Source organism: Pseudoalteromonas amylolytica (assembly GCF_001854605.1).
In the GTDB taxonomy this organism is placed as follows: Bacteria; Pseudomonadota; Gammaproteobacteria; order Enterobacterales; family Alteromonadaceae; genus Pseudoalteromonas; species Pseudoalteromonas amylolytica.
This window is the reverse complement of the sequence record NZ_MKJU01000030.1, coordinates 195,810-215,205: the sequence shown is the minus strand read 5'-3', so window position 1 is coordinate 215,205 and position 19,396 is coordinate 195,810. Positions and strand designations below refer to the sequence as shown.

Here is a 19,396-nt window from a genome sequence, read left to right as displayed (position 1 = left end):
GATACTTACTTTGATTGAACAAGAAATGAAACAGTTTGAACATTATTTTAACCTGATCAGAGACTATCTAGTCACCTACAGTATGCAGGTAATGGGTGCCCTCATAATTCTATTATTCGGATTATGGGTATCCAATCGCATATCAAAAATGGTCGAAGCGCTTATGCAGCGCCATCACATAGACATCACACTCACTAATTTTATCAGTAACCTAGTTAAAGTTTTACTGATTGTGATGTTCGTGATCATTGCGCTTGGCAAAGTTGGTATCAGTGTAACTCCGTTCGTAGCAGCGATTGGTGCAGCATCATTGGGTGCAGGTTTAGCACTACAGGGAATGCTATCAAACTATGGGTCCGGACTTGCTATTATCGCCACACGCCCGTTTATCGTCGGAGACACCATTCAGATAAAAGGCGTAAGTGGTCAGGTTAAAAAAATTGAGCTGGGTCACACAATATTGATCAATGAGGAAAAAGTAGAGATCACCATTCCCAATAAACACATCATTGGAGAAATACTACACAACTCTTTTGAATATTCGCTTGTAAAAGGAGAAATTGGAATTGCTTATAGTGCTTGTAGTGATACAGCAATAAACGAAATCGTCACCGTTATTTTAGCCAATGATCAAGTGGCCAAAAGTCCTCAGCCCCAAGTAGGCATCGAGCAATTTGGTGATAGCGCTGTGATCATCAGCTACCGATACTGGGTGCCAACCACCCAAATCATTGAAACCAAACTGGCTATCAATAAACAAGTTTACCGTGCGATAAATGCAGCCAATATAGAAATACCTTTCCCACAGAGGGTTGTCACACTGAAAAAAGACGATGAATAAAAAGAAAAGGCACCTTGCGGTGCCTAATAGGTTGGGAATTCTTGTCGCAGCTAATATACCAATGTGCTAGCCAGTGCCCTTGCTGCATCATGATCAGACATCATACGACACAATACCTCCTGAGCACACACGGCTCCATGACGCAGTTCATTCTCTTCGAGGAAAAATGCCATTGAAGGACCTCTGCGACCCACAATAAACATAGGTAAAAGACTATGGCCTTGAGCTTTGAGCGCATCAATGACAGCGAGTTCCTGATCGCTCCAACTGTAATCGAAGTTATTATGCCCAGTTAGAGCAAACTCAGACACTTCTCTACAAATTAGAATTGTTTCGGCATCACGAAATGGGCTTTTACGCCGAGCATACAGATGAAAGTGGACCCCGCTGCGCGCCATGGCTCTACATGTGAATACCCTGCTGCTGAGGTGTTTAAGCCCGCTATTCATGGCATCAATAAAGGTAGCCGTATGATCAAAATCAAACTCCACTACACCGTCAGCCATAGGCTTAATCACTCAGTTAAATTACACTAATTTAACTATAATGCTAATTTCATTTTATGCAAAATTAAATGTTTACAGCTTGACAACTTAAGCGTCAATTAAGTTAACTACATCACACGGAGAGGTTATTAGATTGATATAAAAAACATAAATTTAGCCGTTCAAGCTGTGAAATTTAAGCAAATCACAGCCGATTTATCTCTATATTCGCGATATTTATGAAGTCTACATACCATCCAATTATTTACCTATTGTGTACAATCTTTTTTCTCTATTGTTGAGCGAATATGAATATCTCGTTGCGGGAATGGGATTTCAATACCATGTGTGCGAAACGCATCGTCAATGGCCCATAAGTAATCAGAAACAAGCGCAGTTGGTCGTTTGACCTGCTCAGGTTGCACCCACACGCCCAAAGTGAAGTTTAAACTGCTGTCGCCAAACCCTGTCATCCATACGGTGGGCTCTCTACCAGGGCTGTTAAGTGTATATGGCACGTTGTCAGCAGCTTCAAGTACAGCTGTTTTTACTAATTCTTTATCGCTGCCATATGCTACCGAGAATGAGATGCGAAAACGCCTTACCTTTTCAGCCAAAGTCCAGTTCGTCACTAATCCTGAAACCAGCTCAGCATTGGGAATAAGAATATCTACATTATCATTAGTTCTTATTAAGGTCGCACGCATATAAATGGCCATAACCTCGCCAACAACATCATTGGATAACTCTACAAAATCGCCCACTTTAACGGTTTTCTCTAGAAGCAGCACTAGCCCAGACACAAAGTTGTTCACCATGCCCTGTAAACCTAAGCCAATCCCCACCCCTAAGGCACTAGCAATCAGCGCAAGTTCGGTCATTTCCATACCTAAAGCAGTAAGGGCAATGATAAAGCCAATAAACAGTACGATATAATGAATAATACGACCTATAACATAAGCTGACGTGTGCGCTATCACACCTTGGCGCATAGCTAAACGTTGAAAAGCAGCTCGCAATACACGCGATAGAATGAAAGTTACCACTATCACCACAAAGAATGATAACAGCTCACCCACAAGCAAAGAGAAGTTACCCATTTTTACCAACTCTTGATCCAGCCAGCTCATATCCATTTATTTTTCTCCAAAAAAAAACGCCACACGTTTGAGTGTGGCGTTTACATTTAAAATTCGCAACTATTTGATTTGTGGCTTAAGCCTTGCGCCAAGTCGTTTTTCCTGCACTATCTTCTAGCACCACACCCAGCGCATTAAGCGCATCACGAGCTTCATCGGCAGCAGCCCAATCTTTATTTGCACGCGCCTCGTTACGCTTGGTAATAAGCGCTTCAATTTTTGCAACTTCGTCGTTGTCTTGCTCACCCTGTAAAAAACGCTCAGGGTCTTGCTGGGCAATACCTAATACACTTGCAAGTTGCACCAGCACATATGCGTGTTCACCCGCTGTCGTGCTATCTTTGTCTTTTAGCAGGTTTACTTCCTTCGCTAATTCAAAGATCACTGGCAGCGCTTCAGGAGTGTTGAAGTCATCGTTCATTGCCGCTTCAAAACGTTTCGCGTAGTCGTTACCCTCTAGCGAGATTTCAACCAACTCTACACCACGCAATGCTGTGTATATACGCTCAAGTGATGAACGCGCTTGTTCTAAGTTTTCTTGCGAATAGTTTAACTGGCTACGATAGTGACCGTTGATCAAAAAGTAGCGCACAGTTTCGCGGTCATATTGCTTTAGAACTTCGCGAACAGTAAAGAAGTTGCCCAAAGACTTAGACATTTTTTCTTTATTTACTTGCACCATACCGGTGTGGATCCAAGTATTTACATACTTACCATTGTTTGCACAGCATGATTGCGCGATTTCATTCTCATGGTGAGGAAACTGTAGATCAGAGCCGCCGCCGTGAATATCAAAAAACTCACCTAGGTGCTTTGAGCTCATTGCACTACATTCGATATGCCAACCTGGGCGACCATCACCCCAAGGCGATTGCCACGCAGGCTCACCTGCTTTGGCTTTTTTCCAAAGTACAAAATCTAATGGATCGTCTTTATCTTGCGCAACTTCAACTCGTGCACCGGCTTGCAACATTTCAAGGTCTTGCTGTGATAGTTGGCCGTATTGCTCAAAAGTCGAAACATCAAACAACACATCACCACTGCTTGCGACATAAGCATGACCCTTCGCAATAAGCGTCTCAATCATCGCTATAATTTCGTCCATATGACCCGTTACCGTTGGCTCAATGTCAGCCGGTAGAATATTCAACGCATCAAAATCTTCGTGCATTGCTTTGGTCATGCGAACAGTTAAATCATTGATCTCTTCTTTGTTTTCAGCTGCACGTTTGATGATTTTATCATCTACGTCTGTGATGTTACGTACATAAGTTACATCATAGCCAAGATAGCGTAGGTAACGGTTCATCACATCAAATGATACATAAGTACGCGCATGGCCTACATGGCAGAAATCATAAATGGTGATACCACACACATACATGTCGACTTTGCCTTCGACGAGAGGTTTAAATGGCGCTTTTTGGCGAGTAAGTGTGTTGTATATCTGCAACATGTAGTGTTATTCCTAAACAAAATAGACATGAAACCCAATGATAACACTTGGCCCGTCACCACTCTATACCCAATGTGCTGCTATTTTCCCAAATACAAAACATTTTTGCGGATACCCGATTAAATCCATCAGGAAAATTGTCACGCAAGGCCATTGTGCTATAGAATAGCTTCTTTCTATATATTAATGATTAGGAAGCCGAAATGGTTGTTCTACACACTAACTTTGGTGAAATCAGCATTGAATTATTCGCTGAAGACGCACCTAAAACAGTTGAAAACTTTTTAAACTATGCCAAATCTGGTTTTTATGATGGCACTATTTTTCACCGTGTTATCGATGGATTCATGATCCAAGGTGGCGGCTTTGCACCGGGTATGGAACAAAAGTCTGTTCAAGCACCAATCCAAAACGAAGCAAACAACGGTTTGAGCAACAAAGTGGGTACCCTAGCCATGGCACGTACACCGGATCCACACTCTGCGACGGCTCAGTTTTTTATTAATGTCAATGATAATGACTTCTTAAACTTCAGCAGCGAAACATCGCAAGGCTGGGGTTACTGCGTATTTGCAAAAGTGGTTGAAGGCATGGACGTTGTAAACAAGATCAAAGCGGTTGCAACTGGTTCATCAGGCTTTCACCAAGATGTACCACTTGAAGATGTGGTTATCGAAAAAGTCACCGTTGCCTAATTGGTAATGTGTTTAAGCGGGCGATGCCCGCTTTATGCCACAAAGAAGACCCATGCGTAAAACCTACTTCATTTCTGATCTACACCTAAGCGAAGACTCCCCTGTTATCACTGAGGCTTTTTTTGATTTTTTATCTCAGCACATGAGCGCTGAGGTCGATGCGCTATACATTCTTGGTGACTTTTTTGAAGTATGGATTGGCGATGATGAACACTCCACGCTCGCTCAACAAGTTGTCCAAAAACTCGCTGCATTAAAAGAAATGGGTATTCGCACTTACTTTATTCACGGCAATCGCGACTTTTTGTTAGGAAAGCGCTATGCCAAACAGGCCGGAATGACGTTACTACCAGAGCAGCATGTAATTGATTTATATGGTATAAAAACGGTTATTCTACACGGCGACGAAATGTGTACTGAAGATATTGCCTATCAAAAGTTTCGCAAAAAGAGCCGTGGCTGGTGGTGGCCAAAAATGATTTTATCTTTACCGCTGAGCATAAGGCGAAAAATCGCCCGTGATGCAAGAGCCAAGAGCAAGGCCAATCAAATGGGTAAAGCGGCCGAAATTTTAGACGTGACACACAGCGCGGTAATAGAGATGTTTGAGCGCTATCAAGTCACACAGATGATCCATGGCCACACGCACCGCCCAGATGTACATCATTATGAGCAACATGGCCAGACCTTAACGCGCACCGTATTAGGTGACTGGTATAGCCAAGGTTCATTTTTAGTCGTCAATGAACTAGGTGAACAAACATTGATAAAAGACCAGACCGCTTAACGCCAGAATGGCCTTAAAATACTCGCTCACCTATCAAGGCTGAGCTGGCACCCCACTGTGAAACTTAAAGTCTTCATCTGGTGATGAAATCAAATCAGCTTCTACCTTAGCAAAATACGCCACACGCTCTGAAATATCATGGCCTGCGATTTCTTCGGCTAGCGTTAAGTAATCCTGATAGTGACGCGCTTCTGAGCGCAGCAATGAGATATAAAAATCACCTAAACGTTTATCAACATGAGGCGCTAGCTTAGCAAACCGTTCGCAAGATCGTGCCTCGATATAAGCGCCAACTATAAGCTTGTCTATCATTGCATCTGGTTCAAACGTTTTGACGTGGCGTAACATCCCTTTTGCATAACGGCATGGCGTAATACTTTGATACTCAACGCCATACTCATCCATAATTTCAAGCACTTGATAAAAATGGTGCAACTCTTCCTTTATCAACAGCACCATCTTATCTATAAGATCTTGTCCATAAGGCGTGTTCGATTTTGGTATCATCGATTTTGTGAGTTTGTTTTTATCTACTAAATCACGCCAATTGCCTTCGCGCTTATAGATGAGTGTTTCAAATGGTTTTAGCCACTCCAGCAGTGCATCGCCACTGTCCTTATCAACCGCATATTTGCGAATTAAGAACATAGCTGATTGAGCAGCCTTCAATTCACATATTAAGTGATCTATTAATACAACAGACAAGTTTTCTTCTTTGGCGGCTTCTTCGATCCATTGATTAGGCGTTTCGCAGCCCAAAAAAGTTTTGATTGGTTTTAACAGTTCTTCCAATTTTCTATCTCTACATAAGCAACTGCTTTTTAGCAGCTACAGCAACTCTTAATACAATATGGACAGTATTCTATCACAAACCTAATTGGTTCGAATTAACTGGGATCAATTTCGTATCGGCAACAATCGTAGTCAAACCACACCAAGCTAAAAATTAGCCAAGCCACTCCGATTATACAGGTACATTATGCGTTGCTCGATGAGTTGCCTCATATACTCAAATAACGCAGGAGCGCTAAACAAACACATAAAAATGTATATTTTTCTTATAGTTGGTCTTGTTCATGCCGCTTTCTTACGCTTGGGGAGTTCACAATTGTGATGCCGTATGTGCCGATCTTCTTAATATGATCGCAGGAGGCAGTAGGTTTATTTTAGTGTTAAAAGTTGTGCTATTTGTTTGGGTTGGGCTACGCGTGATAACAAAAGTTTCTAAAAAGTGGTTTATGTAACATATCTGTTTCGCTCTAGAAGCCTGCATCAGCGGAACGAACACCAAAGATTAGTTGATTTCGATCAATTCTGAAAGTTTCAATTAGACAAAAGTTTAACCTAATCTTGACAAAAATCAGACCGTCTCTCATAACTAAAAAGGTACTGTATAAAAATAACACAACACATTTTATGAGGGACAGGTTATGATCCTTAATCATTTATGGGGCTTGTATGCTCACCCACTCGAAGAGTGGCAAACTATCGACAATCGTCACGAAAGCATCAAATATAGTTTATCTCACATCGCCCTTATAGCGCTTATTCCAAGCATTATGGGGTATTACTCATCAGTTCATTTAGGTTGGAGAATTGGCGCAGGAGACGCGGTATTTCTCACCCATGATAGTGCCTTAATGATTGGTGTTGCTATGTACTGCGCGTTAATCGTGGGTATTTTTGCTTTGTCTTATCTTTCACATTGGATGGCGGTAACTTTTGGTGCTAAGCCAACGTTTACACAAACACTAGAGTTATCCGCTTACACTGCGACGCCTATGTTTATGTCAGCGTTTTCGGCCTTCTATCCGGAGCTATGGTTTGTGGCAAGCGTCGGGCTTGTTGCGCTGGCTTACTCTGTCTACCTACTCTATACAGGCGTGCCAATTCTTATGCACATCCCTGAGGAGCGTGGCTTTATCTACGCAAGTTCTGTCGTTACCTGTGGACTCATTCTGTTGGTGATCATTTTAGCTGCTACAGCCATCTTGTGGACAAACGGCATCATCAGCCCAACTTTCAGTTAACTTATTGACTTATAAATGAGACACAAAAAAAGGAGCGTAAACGCTCCTTTTTTCAGCTAGGTAAGGATCACTCCTCTCCCGCCTCTTGATTATGTAATTCTAAACTCGCAGACATTGCTTTTTCACGTGTCGATTTTGCAGAATCGTTACGCAATGCATCGACGCGGTTTAGATAGTTTTGATCGATATCACCTGTGATGTATTGACCATCAAACACTGACGTTTCAAAACGGGTAATTTCTGGGTTTTCTTCACGTACAGCAGCGATTAGATCAGGTAATGATTGATAAATTAGACCATCAGAACCAATGCTCGCATTGATATCTTCCACTTCACGACCATGAGCAATTAACTCAGCGGCTGATGGCATATCAATACCATAAACATTCGGGAAGCGTACCTCAGGTGCTGCGGATGCAAAATACACATTCTTTGCGCCGGCTTCACGTGCCATCTCTACGATTTGCGCAGAGGTTGTGCCACGTACAATCGAATCATCAACCAGCAGAACATTCTTGCCTTTGAATTCGCTGTCGATAGCATTGAGCTTACGGCGTACAGACTTCTTACGCATTTCTTGGCCTGGCATAATGAAGGTACGACCGATGTAGCGGTTTTTCACAAAGCCTTGACGATACGGCAAATCAAGCACTGATGCAATCTCTAGTGCGATATCACATGATGTTTCTGGAATAGGAATAACCACGTCAATTTCTTTGTCTGACCACTCTCTGGCAATTTTCTCGCCAAGCTTGGTACCCATATTTACGCGAGTTGCGTATACAGACATTTTATCGATCACTGAATCTGGACGCGCAAAATAAACAAACTCAAAAATACACGGTGCGTGTGTCGTCTGTTTAGCACACAGCTGTGAATGGAACTCACCGTCTTCTGTCACGTAAATCGCTTCACCTGGTGCAACATCACGTACAAAATCATAACCATCTATTTTTAGAGCAACGCTCTCTGAGGCGAACATATATTCTGTTCCCTGCTCAGTCTCACGCTTACCAAATACTAATGGGCGAATACCGCTTGGGTCTCTAAACGCTAAAATACCATGGCCGATGATCATCGCAATACTTGCATAACCACCTGTTGCTAGGCTGTTCACTTCATTGATGGCAGCAAACATATCTTCAGCATCAAGCTTCATTTTTTCTGACTTACCAAGCTCATGGGCTAAGATATTCAGTAGAATTTCTGAATCCGATGTGGTGTTAACATGACGGCGAGCCAAAGTGAACAAACGCTCTTTCAATGCTTCCGCGTTGGTCAAGTTACCGTTATGCGCAAGCGCAATACCGAACGGTGAGTTAACATAGAAAGGCTGCGCTTCTGCCGAGCTTGAAGAACCCGCTGTAGGATAACGCACATGGCCGATACCGATGCTGCCCTGTAGTCGCTTCATGTGACGAGTATGAAATACATCCTTCACTAAGCCATTTGCTTTACGCAAACTAAACGTATTGTTGTCAATGGTAATAATACCTGCCGCATCTTGGCCACGGTGCTGCAAAACAGTTAAGCCATCATAGATCGCCTGATTAACAGGAGACTTTCCGACTATCCCAACGATACCACACATTAAAATTTCCTCGCCGATTAACGGTTTACTGAATTCAAAAAGCTAGAGTTATGTTCTAGGTAGGTAAAAAACCACTCTATAACAAAGCCAAATTCAGGGATCAAAGTTGATGCTGGCCACCACTGCGTACTTGGCGCACCGGTGAATGCATCGAGAAAAAACAATAAGGCGCTTACGACCAACACGCCCCGTAACGCACCAAATACGAGTCCGAAGATCCGATCGGTACCGGTCAAGCCTGTGCGTTGCACAATCTCACCTAAAATATAGTTAACAAACCCGCCCAACAGTAAGGTCGCAAAAAATAATATGGTTATTGCGGCTGCATTTCTTAAAAGGGGTTCTGAAATGGGAGTTAGGAAGGTTGCTAGATATTGATAAAATAAGCTGGAGATGAAAAAGGCACCAATCCAAACGGCTAATGACATAGCTTCTTTTACAAAGCCACGAATTAATCCGAAGAATGTCGATAAACCGACAATACCAAGAATTGTGTAATCAACCCAGTTCATATAAACCAATAAGTCGTTAATTTGGGGCGCATTCTATAAGAGCCGTAGGGCAATTACCAGATCATTTTGCAATTTCGAATTGTGTCAAACGGCCGTTTAGCTTAGTTAATTTCTTTAATTCTGGTAACTTAGCTTCAAGTTTAGCTTTATTTAAATCAGGCCCGACGAAGACTTTTGTCAGTGTGCCATTCGGGGTTTGTACCGGACGGGTGAACGCTTTGAAGCCATTACTGGTCAACTTTTCAACGAGCGCATCCACATTAGGTTTATGCGAAAAGCTTCCTAGTTGTATCACATAGGCCATACTCGTTAGGTTTGAGTCTGCACTTCGTTTAGGCGCTGAAGCTTTTGGTGCAGCTTTTGGCTGACTGTCGGGCTGTTTTGCCTTAGTTATAGTAGGTTCTGCTGACGATACATTTTGCGTTTTTGAAAGTCCATCATCGGTGCTGGCGGCTACAAACTGCTGGTCGTCTGAGGCGATGTCTTCAACTGGCGTACCTTTAACCTCAGGCGCCAATTCAGCTCTTTCATCAATGACGCTTTGTAAATCAACAGTAGTGAATTCAGGACGCTCAGGAATAGCTTTAAACCCCTCTTTATAGTGAACTTTTTCACCATCAAGAATATTAGGAATAAAAATTATGGCGGCTACCACAACAATACTGGTACCCACTAAGCGATTTATAAATCCTGAATCCACTTTACTACTCTCTATTTTTGCCAATATTTAATGGCGTCAGCCACCGTGAGAAATGAACCAAATATAATTAACACAGTATCATCGTTCTGTGTGGCTATTATATTGTCCAATGCCACCGTCACGTTGTCATATCCCAAGCACTCTGTTTGTGTATGCTGTACCACCAAAGCTTGCAAGTTCTTGGCTTGCTCCGCTCTTGGCCCATGCAATGAAGCGCACGACCAAACATCAATCACATCAGAGACTTCTTGGATAACGTTTGCTTTTTCCTTGTCTGCAAGCATAGCGATTAATGCATGGATTTTAAACCCTCGTTCCTTAAATGATGCCAGCTTTTGCCGCAAATATCGTGCTGATTCAGGGTTATGTGCCACATCCGTATAAACTTTAGGCGATTCGCTGAGCTGTTGAAAGCGCCCTTCAACTTGCAATTGTGACAAACATGAGCGGATCAGCTGTTCACTTGGTAATAGCTCAAGCTTTGCCAATGTAGTCAAAGCTGTGGCCACATTCTGCATTGGAATAGCTGGCGTGGCAAATTCATAGCAATAATTTTGATAATGCCACTTGAATCCTTGCTCAGTCACAGTATGGCTAAAGTCTCTATTTGCTAGCACCATATCTGCATTGATTTCATTACCGTAGTCAGTCACAGTGTGAGGAATATCTAAGTCACCCACAATAGCGGGTGTAGCAGCTCTGAAAATGCCTGCTTTGTCATACCCTACAAGCTCTCGGGTATCACCCAGATATTCTTTATGATCTAAATCTATCGTCGTTATTACACTGGCATAAGGTGTGACAATATTAGTTGCATCAAAACGACCACCGAGACCGACTTCCAGTAGAATAAAGTCCACTGCATAGCGCTTAAAAATAGCCAGAGCGCCGAGTGTGCCATATTCAAAATAAGTCAGTTGTGTCTCGCCTCTACCCTGCTCTAGCATATGAAAAGCGTCAACATGGTCCTGATCACCAAGCTGCGCGCCATTTATGCGTACACGCTCATTGTATCGAACTAAGTGTGGTGAGGCGTATGTACCAACGCTATGGCCTTGGGCAAGCAATAACGATTCTAAACAACGTGCTGTTGTGCCTTTGCCATTGGTTCCACCAATGAGGATAATTTTACTTGGCGTATTATGTAACTGGGTGCGTTCGGCAACATGTTTTACACGCTCCAAACCCATTTCAATGTTTGCAGGGTGAACACCCTCTAAATAACAAAGCCAATCATCAAGGCTAGATGATTGGCTAGGAGTCTTAACTGTCATTGATAAAATAGCTTCAATTAAAAAATTTACGCTACTCTATGCTCTTGTTCGGTAGAAGGCAAGTTCATAAACTTAGCTAAAACACGTGCCAAGGTGTCACGCATTTCTCTACGGTCGACAATCATATCAATAGCGCCGTGTTCAAGTAAGAACTCACTGCGCTGGAAGCCCTCAGGTAACGTCTCACGTACTGTTTGTTCGATAACACGAGGGCCTGCGAAACCAATAAGTGCTTTTGGCTCAGCAACATTAATATCACCTAGCATTGCTAGTGACGCTGATACCCCACCCATAGTCGGGTCAGTCAAAACAGAGATAAACGGTAAACCACGCTCTGACATTTTAGCAAGTGCAGCACTGGTTTTAGCCATTTGCATTAAAGACATAAGGGCTTCTTGCATGCGCGCACCACCCGATGCTGAAAAGCATATTAGCGGCATATTGTGCGCTAAACACTCATCAACGGCGTCAACAAAGCGAGCACCAACAACTGATGCCATTGAACCACCCATAAAAGCAAATTCAAAAGAAACCGCCGCAACAGGCATGCCCTTTAGGCGACCCTTCATTGCTACTAATGCATCTTTTTCACCGCTTACCTTTTGCGCTGCCGTGATTCGATCTGAGTACTTTTTTGAGTCTTTAAACTTGAGTACATCTTTTGGCTCATGATGCGCTCCTAATTCTTGACGATCTGCGTCATCCAAAAATAACTCAAGACGTTTTCTCGCACTCAAACGCATGTGATGATCACACTTAGGACATACATTCAAAGACTTTTCTAATTCTGCTTTGTATAAAATAGAATCACAATCTGTACATTTAGCCCAAACACCCTCAGGGATCTCTTTTTTACCTGACGATTTTGTGGTCTTAGGTAAGATTTTTTCTAACCAACTCATGGCAACTCTCTTATTGCTAATCTGTGTCGCTAGTCTGTATCTATACAGACAAATTTTCCTAATTAAAACATGAATTAGTTATCAGAGATATAAAAAACTGGTCTTAGTAGTCCGATATTATTACATTCTCTGAAAACTATTTATTCAGGTAAAAACAGCGGCCCCAACGGTGTCGAAGGGATCTCCCATTTCTCTGGATAATCTACGTCTACTAAATATAAGCCATTTGGCTTAGCCGTTGCGCTTGCTTGCGTTCTATCTTTAATATCAAGTAAGTGCTGCATCCAATCGGGAGACTCTTTACCAATGCCAATGTCTATCAAACAGCCTGTGATGTTACGGACCATATGATGTAAAAATGCATTAGCCTTTATATCTATCACCACATAGTTCCCTACACGTTCCACATTGAGGTGATGGATGTTGCGAAACGGAGTATTGGATTGACAATGTACAGCACGAAAAGAAGTAAAGTCTTGTTCACCTATCATTGCAGGGCACGCCGCCTGCATGAGTTTTTCATCCAGTTGGTGGTGATAATGCGTCACGCCACTGCGTAAAATACCTGGGCGAAATGGATGATTATAAATGACATACCTATATCGTCTCGCCGTAGCACTAAAACGAGCGTGAAATTCATCATCTACTTGTTGCGCATAGCGGATGGCTATGTCATCGGGTAACTGAGAGTTGAGACCTAAGGTAAAGGCACTCATATCACGCTGAGCATGGGTATCAAAGTGCACAACTTGACCTGTAGCATGAACACCTGCATCAGTACGACCGGCACAAACGATATCGATAGGATGGTTACAGATCCGCGATAATGCGGTTTCTAATTCTTGCTGAATACTGTTTACATGTGACTGTCTTTGCCAACCACTATAATTCGCACCGTTATATTCGATACCTAATGCTACACGCATACTGACTACTACCTCCAAACACAATAGCGGAGCATTTTATGCGATTGCATCGGTGAATAAAAGCTTAGCTGTGCTCTAAAGCCAGTTATTACATATTTTCGGTCAATTAATTAACTTCTGCTGCGGATAACTGGCTATTCTGGTCACGACTGATGTTGCAGGCTTTGGTAAAAGCTATGAACTTCAGATGCTTTAATGGGTGGACTATAAAAATAGCCTTGTACAATAAAGCAGTTATTCTTTTGTAGGAACTCCATTTGCTCCTGCGTTTCTACTCCCTCAGCGACCACTTGAAGCTTAAGTTTTTGGGCCATTGCGATTATCGCAGCTGTGATCTCCATATCATTTTGATCCTCAGGTATATCTTGTACAAATGAGCGGTCAACTTTAAGCATATCTACTGGGAAGCGTTTCAAATAACTTAACGATGAATAGCCTGTGCCAAAATCGTCAATCGACAAAGCCACACCCAATTTCTTGATTTCATGCAATTGTGTTATCGCCGCTTCAACATCACCCATTAGCATACTTTCAGTGAGCTCTAAGTGAAGTAAATGCGGTGGCATTTGTGTGCGTTCTAGCACATCGGACAGGGTGCTTATTAAACGGTCGTCTTTAAACTGCCGCGCTGACAAATTAATCGACATATTGCCCGCTTGTCCGAGTGTTTGTAATTGCATAGAAAAACGACATGCTTCTTCAATGACCCACTCGCCGAGTTCCACAATCATGCCGGTTGCCTCTGCAATATGAATAAATTTATCGGGCGGGATATAACCCTTTTCTGGGTGATACCATCTGATAAGAGCTTCATACCCTATCACTTCTAAGGTCTGGCTGTTAACCTGTGGCTGGTAATGCAGCTTAAATTGCTTTGCTTTAAGGGCAATGCGCAATTCATTTTCGATAAACAGTCTTTCATTAGCGGCTGCATCCAGCTCTTGTGAATAAAAGTGAAAGGTATTGCGCCCCTTGGCCTTTGCTTCATACATCGCCAAGTCGGCATGTTTCAGTAACTGTTCTTCTTCTTGACTATCAAACGGTGCCATCGTGATACCAATACTGGCACTAACTATCACTTCGTTATTGCCAAGCTTGATTGGTTTATTGATAGTCCGCTGGATAATGTGTGCCACTTCCATTGCGTTATCACGGCTGTCGATACCACTTAGCAGCACAGCAAACTCATCGCCACCTAAGCGCGCTATGGTATCCTCTGCTCGTAAACGGTTCTTTAGTCTCTCAGCAACTTCTACTAAAAGTCTGTCTCCAGCGTCATGGCCTAAAGTATCATTGATGCGTTTGAATTCATCCAAATCAAAATAAAACAGCGCAAACGCATAATGACCGCGACCAGCCAAGGCCATCGATTTGCGCAGCTGCATTCTAAAAAACGTTCTATTTGCGAGCCCAGTCAGTGTATCAAAATAAGCCAACTCTTCCATTTTTCGCTGACTTTCTTTAACAAACGAAATATCTTGTGCTGACGCCACATAACTTGAGATAGTGCCATCAGCTTCACGTATCGGTGAAATGCTCAAACTAACCCAGATAGGATCAACACCTGCCCCTTCTAACACAGTATCTCCACGCCAATAATTGCGGCTTCTCAAGTCTATATCTATATCATCAACTAAAATGGCCATATCCGATGAAATAATGCTCAAAAGCGGAGCATGGATAAATCGCTCTTCTTCGAACCCTGTCATTTCGATCATCTTTGGGTTTACGTATTCAATTTCAAAATTACCATTGGTAATGGCCACCGCAGTACCAGAGAAAGATACCGCCTTTGATAACCGATTAGCTTGCTTCTCTGCTTTTTCTTTTTCTTGTATACGTTGGTTCAAACCACCTACTAGTGCTTTGATTTCACCACTCATTTTGTTGAAGGCATCATTCAATAAGCCTATTTCATCGTTGCTACTGGGCAAGTTTGGCGTCTCCCATTGCCCTTTACCAAACCCAGATACAGCCCCGAGCAACGCATTGATACGACTTAAAACTAATTGATATAACACTTGGTGCAACAGCAGTGCAACAAACACCGCGTACAGAATAAACAACCCAAATAGCTTTACTTTTAACGCTTGAATGGTGGAAAGTGTAAAATCTCGTTTTTTGTAGGTGCCAATATACCAACCCAGTTTTTTCAACGCTGTAATATTGATGATATGGCCTTGTCCATCGCGTTCAAACTCACCTTGGTACTCTGCCAGCTTAGAAGATAATACCGGTTGAAAAACCTTGTTCAACGCCGGAAATAACTCCGATGCTTTTTCGGTATCATGACCGTGTAATGCTGCTTTTCCTAGGCTTGGCGCCGCAATAATTTCACCTTGAGCACTGAAGATAACGTAGCCTTGATGCTCATCAAGAGGGAGTATCTGCGCCAACATATGGTTTACTTCGATGTCTGAGCCTGTGAAACCAAGATATTCATCTTTGTGATATAGTGGCACTAGCACGCTAATCACCCACTTATTCCAAACCTTATCGAAGTGAACATCCGACCACAGAGCTTCTCTAGTTGGATTAAGTTCTTCTCTGAGCATAGGTAAAATGTGCGCATTGAGCACCTTTTGCCTATCAATTTGATTAATCAACACATTCGGCGGCGCAACTCGCACAAAATCGTCTTTGGTGTATAAATAAAAATTGAAGAAATCTTGCAGTAATGGCGGGGCTATTACATTCCATAAAGATTCAGACTGAGCAAATAGCTGCTTATGCTGTTCAGCCAATTTCGCATCCGACGTCAGCTGTGCCGCTGATAAACCATTGCTTGCGGTGCTGGTGTATACGCCTTCGTCTCGCTTAATTTCGATAAACGGCGCGTCAATGGTGCTACTGACTTCTGAATACAACTCCTTCGCCACGATGGCATTTGCTTGCTCTGCTAGATTTGTTTTGTGCTCAAGGTGATGATTGAACTGTAAAATAAGCTGATTACTCACACGTCTAAGTTCATTATACTCTTCGTGGATCAGTTGTCGTTCTTCAGATTTCAGCATAAGTGCCGCAGCAAAAATTCCCGCGATCACGCACACTGCCGAGATAAGTACAGATAACTTAACACTGAGCGAGTGTATTCCAAATCGTGAAGGGGGTCGGCGATTGACCACAGCTAAACCCTTATATTAGTTGTTATTTTTAAAACTTTTAATCGAACAAATATAACAGATACTTAACGCAGACGCCAAGCCCATAAAGCCTCAAACAAGCTTAAATAAGTTTTTAATACGCCTTTTACAAAACTAATACTTGTGGAAACAAATTAAAGTATGTTAATAATGTACTCGGACTACTTAATATTATCCTTAAAAGTTTAAACATGAATTCAATTGTTACACGCATTTACGCATTTTTCTTTTTTAGCTTCTTTCGGTGAGGAGGCTTGTCTGTTTGCGCGTAACACCAAATAGTAAGCCTCCCAACTGGGAGGTTTTTTTTTGCCAATGGGAATGAGGACCTATGACTGAAGATACATTAAACGCACTGCGTAGCGACATAAACGAGATTGACTCCGAACTGTTAATCCTATTAGCCAAACGCCGCCGCATAAGCTACAGCGTACTTGAATATAAAATAGCCAACCAGAAGCCTATTCGTGACGAGCATCGCGAACAAATTCTGCTGGAAAAACTGATAAGTTATGGCAAATCACTGGGGCTAGATGCGTTTTATATCAATAATGTTTTTCAGATCATTCTTGAAGACTCGGTTTTAAACCAACAAGCATTACTACAAAAAAGCTTAAACCCAGAAGCTGTGGGTGACACCCACCGTGTAGCCTACTTAGGGGGCCCTGGTTCCTACAGTCAACTAGCCTGTCATAAGTATTTTAGTCGCAGACCTGGCAAGCTTATTGAGATGGGCTGTCAGAGTTTTGAGCAAATCACCGAACAAGTGGAAAAAGGTCAAGCAGACTTTGGCCTACTGCCGATAGAGAACACCAGCTCTGGCAGTATCAACGAAGTGTTTGACTTACTACAGCACGCCCAAGTATCAATTGTAGGTGAAGTAACACATACCGTTGAACACTGCCTGCTCGCTTTGCCAGATACACAGCTCAAAGAGGTGAATAAACTATTTGCGCATCCACAACCTTTTGCCCAATGTAGTAAGTTTGTTCAAGGCTTGGGCGATGTCTTACACGAAACGTGCGACTCAACATCAAGCGCACTACAAAGCGCCTTGAATACGCCAAATAGTGCAGCTATTGGATCTGCACAGGCGGGCAGAGATATTGGCCTTGAAGTTATCAAAACAGGCTTAGCCAATCAGGCCGAAAACCATAGTCGGTTCATTGTCGTGGCACGCAAAGCGCTACAAGTATCTACACAAATTCCAACCAAAACCAGCCTGATAATGGCGACCAAACAGCAAGTGGGTTCACTGGCTGATGCATTAATGGTATTTAAACAACACAACATTAATATGGTGAAACTTGAGTCTCGCCCTGTGCCTGGTAACCCTTGGGAAGAAGTCTTTTACGTTGACCTTGTGGCTAACCTTTCATCACCAGATGTGCAAAGAGCACTGGAAGAGCTTAAGGACCATACCCAGTATGTGCGCATCTTAGGCTGCTATCAAAGCGAATCAATCAAGGCGGTTGAGGTAGGTTAATCGATTTTAGTAATTGCCAAGCAAAGGGAGTAAACCTTCCTTTGCTTGAGCTTGATACTTCGTTGTTGACATTCGTCTTTCGAACTCCTCTGAAAAACATCTCTCATCGGAGAAGTCTCTTCACACGAGTTAATCCAACACTTTGGCATCATTGGCTTTGTTCAATAAACCACGGCTTTGTGTTAAAAACTGCGCGGCACTGTCGGAGAAGTAATGCTTTGCCTGGCTAAATGCCTCGATAAGTGCGCTCTTATCCCCCATTTTTAGCTTCTCTAAGGTACTGGCAAAGGTTTCTTGGTAGCTAGCAAGTAGTCCTTCAACATCGTCAAATTGCGCAAGCATAATGTCCGAGTATAATTCAGGGGATTGTGCAAACAGTCGCCCTACCATCATTAATTCTAACTGATAGATAGGTGACGAACAGCTTCGTAGCTCTTCCAACGTATGACACTGCTTAGATAAAAACTGACCATATACAAACGTGGTCAAATGTCGCATAACCTGAATGATTTGCATGGCTTGGTCATGTTTCTTGGCATCTATTTCAACCAATTGACTTCCCCAAACACTGAGCTGCTCTAACAAGCCTGTACATCTCTCATGAGCACGCCCTTCGCACACAACTATGGTTTGCTTTACCCAGTGGGAGATATCAGGGCCAAACATAGGATGTAACCCAACCACAGGCCCACTATGCTTGTTTAACAAAACCTTGAGTGGCTGTTGTTTTACCGAGGTAATATCAGCCAAAATACAATCTTCGGGTAAAGTAGGCAGATGGTTGACGACCTCTTCGATAGCATTGATAGGCACACTGATCAGCACCAACTTAGCATCCGCTAACAAAGCACCAGCCTGAGCCTGCTCTTCCCTATCCAAAATTCTAACTTCATAGCCTGAGCGTTCAAGCTGCTTTGCAAACAGCTGACCCATAGCGCCTTTACCACCAACAATCACGACGGGGGATAGCTCTGGAGCAACACACGCCAGCCTGCCTTGTTGATTTTCATATGCCTCACGCATCATTCTGCGCAGAATATCTTCTACCAAATCAGGATTTACATTCAGGTTTTGCGCTTGTTCACGTCTTGATGCGATCAGCTGTGCCTCTCGCTCTGGTGCATGTAACGGCGCGCCCGTTTGTTGCTTGATAACCCCGACCTGCTCGGTCAAAGCACGGCGTTTTGCCAATAAGTTAACTAGCTCGGTATCGCACTCGTCGATACCTTGTCTTAATTCATTTAAATCCATTACGCTCGCCACAAGGTGTAAAGATAAAATTACAGCAGTAAAAAATATGATACAGAGAGTCTACCAAGATAGTAAGGAGGATAAAAGCGCAAAGCCACTTTATGTTAGATGAAATTTTCAGGGTTACAAACCAAAACAGGCCACTCAATGAGTGGCCTGTTTTTTTTTGCGTGGTAAA

The 19,396-nt window shown here is 42.7% G+C and carries 17 protein-coding genes; 5 read left to right on the top strand and 12 right to left on the bottom strand.

The window, feature by feature from the left end:
• Window positions 1-25 precede the first annotated feature (25 nt).
• Window positions 26-841, top strand: a complete 816-nt coding sequence (locus BET10_RS16870; protein ID WP_420820129.1) for a mechanosensitive ion channel family protein — start codon at window positions 26-28, stop codon at window positions 839-841.
• A gap of 50 nt (window positions 842-891) precedes the next feature.
• On the opposite strand, the gene BET10_RS16865 is transcribed toward BET10_RS16870, so the two are convergent.
• The 3 genes from BET10_RS16865 to cysS form a co-directional block, all read right to left on the bottom strand.
• Complete coding sequence (locus tag BET10_RS16865) at window positions 892-1,347, bottom strand: hypothetical protein (RefSeq protein WP_070986757.1); 456 nt, start codon at window positions 1,345-1,347, stop codon at window positions 892-894.
• 248 nt (window positions 1,348-1,595) lie between these two features.
• Window positions 1,596-2,462: a mechanosensitive ion channel family protein gene (locus BET10_RS16860; protein ID WP_070986756.1), complete on the bottom strand. Its 867-nt coding sequence runs from the start codon at window positions 2,460-2,462 to the stop codon at window positions 1,596-1,598.
• A 79-nt stretch (window positions 2,463-2,541) separates the two neighbouring features.
• Window positions 2,542-3,921 (bottom strand): cysteine--tRNA ligase, encoded by a 1,380-nt coding sequence (gene cysS, locus BET10_RS16855; protein ID WP_070986755.1) that lies wholly within the window; start codon window positions 3,919-3,921, stop codon window positions 2,542-2,544.
• Between the two features lie 203 nt (window positions 3,922-4,124).
• Between cysS and ppiB the strand changes: the two genes are divergently transcribed.
• The gene (gene ppiB / locus BET10_RS16850; protein WP_070986754.1) at window positions 4,125-4,616 is read left to right on the top strand and encodes a peptidylprolyl isomerase B; all 492 of its coding nucleotides are present in this window, start codon (window positions 4,125-4,127) and stop codon (window positions 4,614-4,616) included.
• 52 nt (window positions 4,617-4,668) lie between these two features.
• Complete coding sequence (locus BET10_RS16845; RefSeq protein WP_070986753.1) at window positions 4,669-5,403, top strand: UDP-2,3-diacylglucosamine diphosphatase; 735 nt, start codon at window positions 4,669-4,671, stop codon at window positions 5,401-5,403.
• Between the two features lie 33 nt (window positions 5,404-5,436).
• On the opposite strand, the gene miaE is transcribed toward BET10_RS16845, so the two are convergent.
• The gene (gene miaE, locus BET10_RS16840; RefSeq protein WP_070986752.1) at window positions 5,437-6,195 is read right to left on the bottom strand and encodes a tRNA isopentenyl-2-thiomethyl-A-37 hydroxylase MiaE; all 759 of its coding nucleotides are present in this window, start codon (window positions 6,193-6,195) and stop codon (window positions 5,437-5,439) included.
• A 638-nt stretch (window positions 6,196-6,833) separates the two neighbouring features.
• Here miaE and BET10_RS16835 point away from each other — a divergent pair.
• A complete protein-coding gene (locus BET10_RS16835) occupies window positions 6,834-7,433 on the top strand; it encodes a Yip1 family protein (RefSeq protein ID WP_070986751.1) in 600 nt (199 codons plus the stop codon).
• Between the two features lie 67 nt (window positions 7,434-7,500).
• Here BET10_RS16835 and purF read toward each other — a convergent pair whose 3' ends face one another.
• The 7 genes from purF to BET10_RS16800 all read right to left on the bottom strand — a co-directional run bounded on the left by purF (window position 7,501) and on the right by BET10_RS16800 (window position 16,463).
• Window positions 7,501-9,024, bottom strand: a complete 1,524-nt coding sequence (purF, locus tag BET10_RS16830; RefSeq protein WP_070986750.1) for an amidophosphoribosyltransferase — start codon at window positions 9,022-9,024, stop codon at window positions 7,501-7,503.
• 17 nt (window positions 9,025-9,041) lie between these two features.
• On the bottom strand, window positions 9,042-9,536 hold the full coding sequence (locus tag BET10_RS16825) for a CvpA family protein (RefSeq protein ID WP_070986749.1): 495 nt from the start codon (window positions 9,534-9,536) through the stop codon (window positions 9,042-9,044).
• Window positions 9,537-9,597: 61 nt separating this feature from the next.
• Window positions 9,598-10,236 carry an SPOR domain-containing protein gene (locus BET10_RS16820; protein ID WP_070986748.1) on the bottom strand — a complete coding sequence of 213 codons (639 nt, stop codon included), beginning with the start codon at window positions 10,234-10,236 and terminating at the stop codon, window positions 9,598-9,600.
• Window positions 10,237-10,247: 11 nt separating this feature from the next.
• Window positions 10,248-11,510, bottom strand: coding sequence for a bifunctional tetrahydrofolate synthase/dihydrofolate synthase (folC, locus tag BET10_RS16815; protein WP_070986747.1), 1,263 nt, complete (start codon window positions 11,508-11,510; stop codon window positions 10,248-10,250).
• Between the two features lie 26 nt (window positions 11,511-11,536).
• On the bottom strand, window positions 11,537-12,412 hold the full coding sequence (gene accD, locus BET10_RS16810; RefSeq protein ID WP_070986746.1) for an acetyl-CoA carboxylase, carboxyltransferase subunit beta: 876 nt from the start codon (window positions 12,410-12,412) through the stop codon (window positions 11,537-11,539).
• 140 nt (window positions 12,413-12,552) lie between these two features.
• Complete coding sequence (gene truA / locus BET10_RS16805) at window positions 12,553-13,338, bottom strand: tRNA pseudouridine(38-40) synthase TruA (RefSeq protein ID WP_070986745.1); 786 nt, start codon at window positions 13,336-13,338, stop codon at window positions 12,553-12,555.
• Between the two features lie 143 nt (window positions 13,339-13,481).
• Window positions 13,482-16,463, bottom strand: coding sequence for an EAL domain-containing protein (locus tag BET10_RS16800; RefSeq protein WP_070986744.1), 2,982 nt, complete (start codon window positions 16,461-16,463; stop codon window positions 13,482-13,484).
• A 349-nt stretch (window positions 16,464-16,812) separates the two neighbouring features.
• Between BET10_RS16800 and BET10_RS16795 the strand changes: the two genes are divergently transcribed.
• Window positions 16,813-17,967, top strand: a complete 1,155-nt coding sequence (locus BET10_RS16795) for a chorismate mutase (RefSeq protein ID WP_070986743.1) — start codon at window positions 16,813-16,815, stop codon at window positions 17,965-17,967.
• 129 nt (window positions 17,968-18,096) lie between these two features.
• On the opposite strand, the gene tyrA is transcribed toward BET10_RS16795, so the two are convergent.
• On the bottom strand, window positions 18,097-19,218 hold the full coding sequence (gene tyrA, locus BET10_RS16790; RefSeq protein ID WP_239032235.1) for a bifunctional chorismate mutase/prephenate dehydrogenase: 1,122 nt from the start codon (window positions 19,216-19,218) through the stop codon (window positions 18,097-18,099).
• Window positions 19,219-19,396 lie beyond the last annotated feature (178 nt).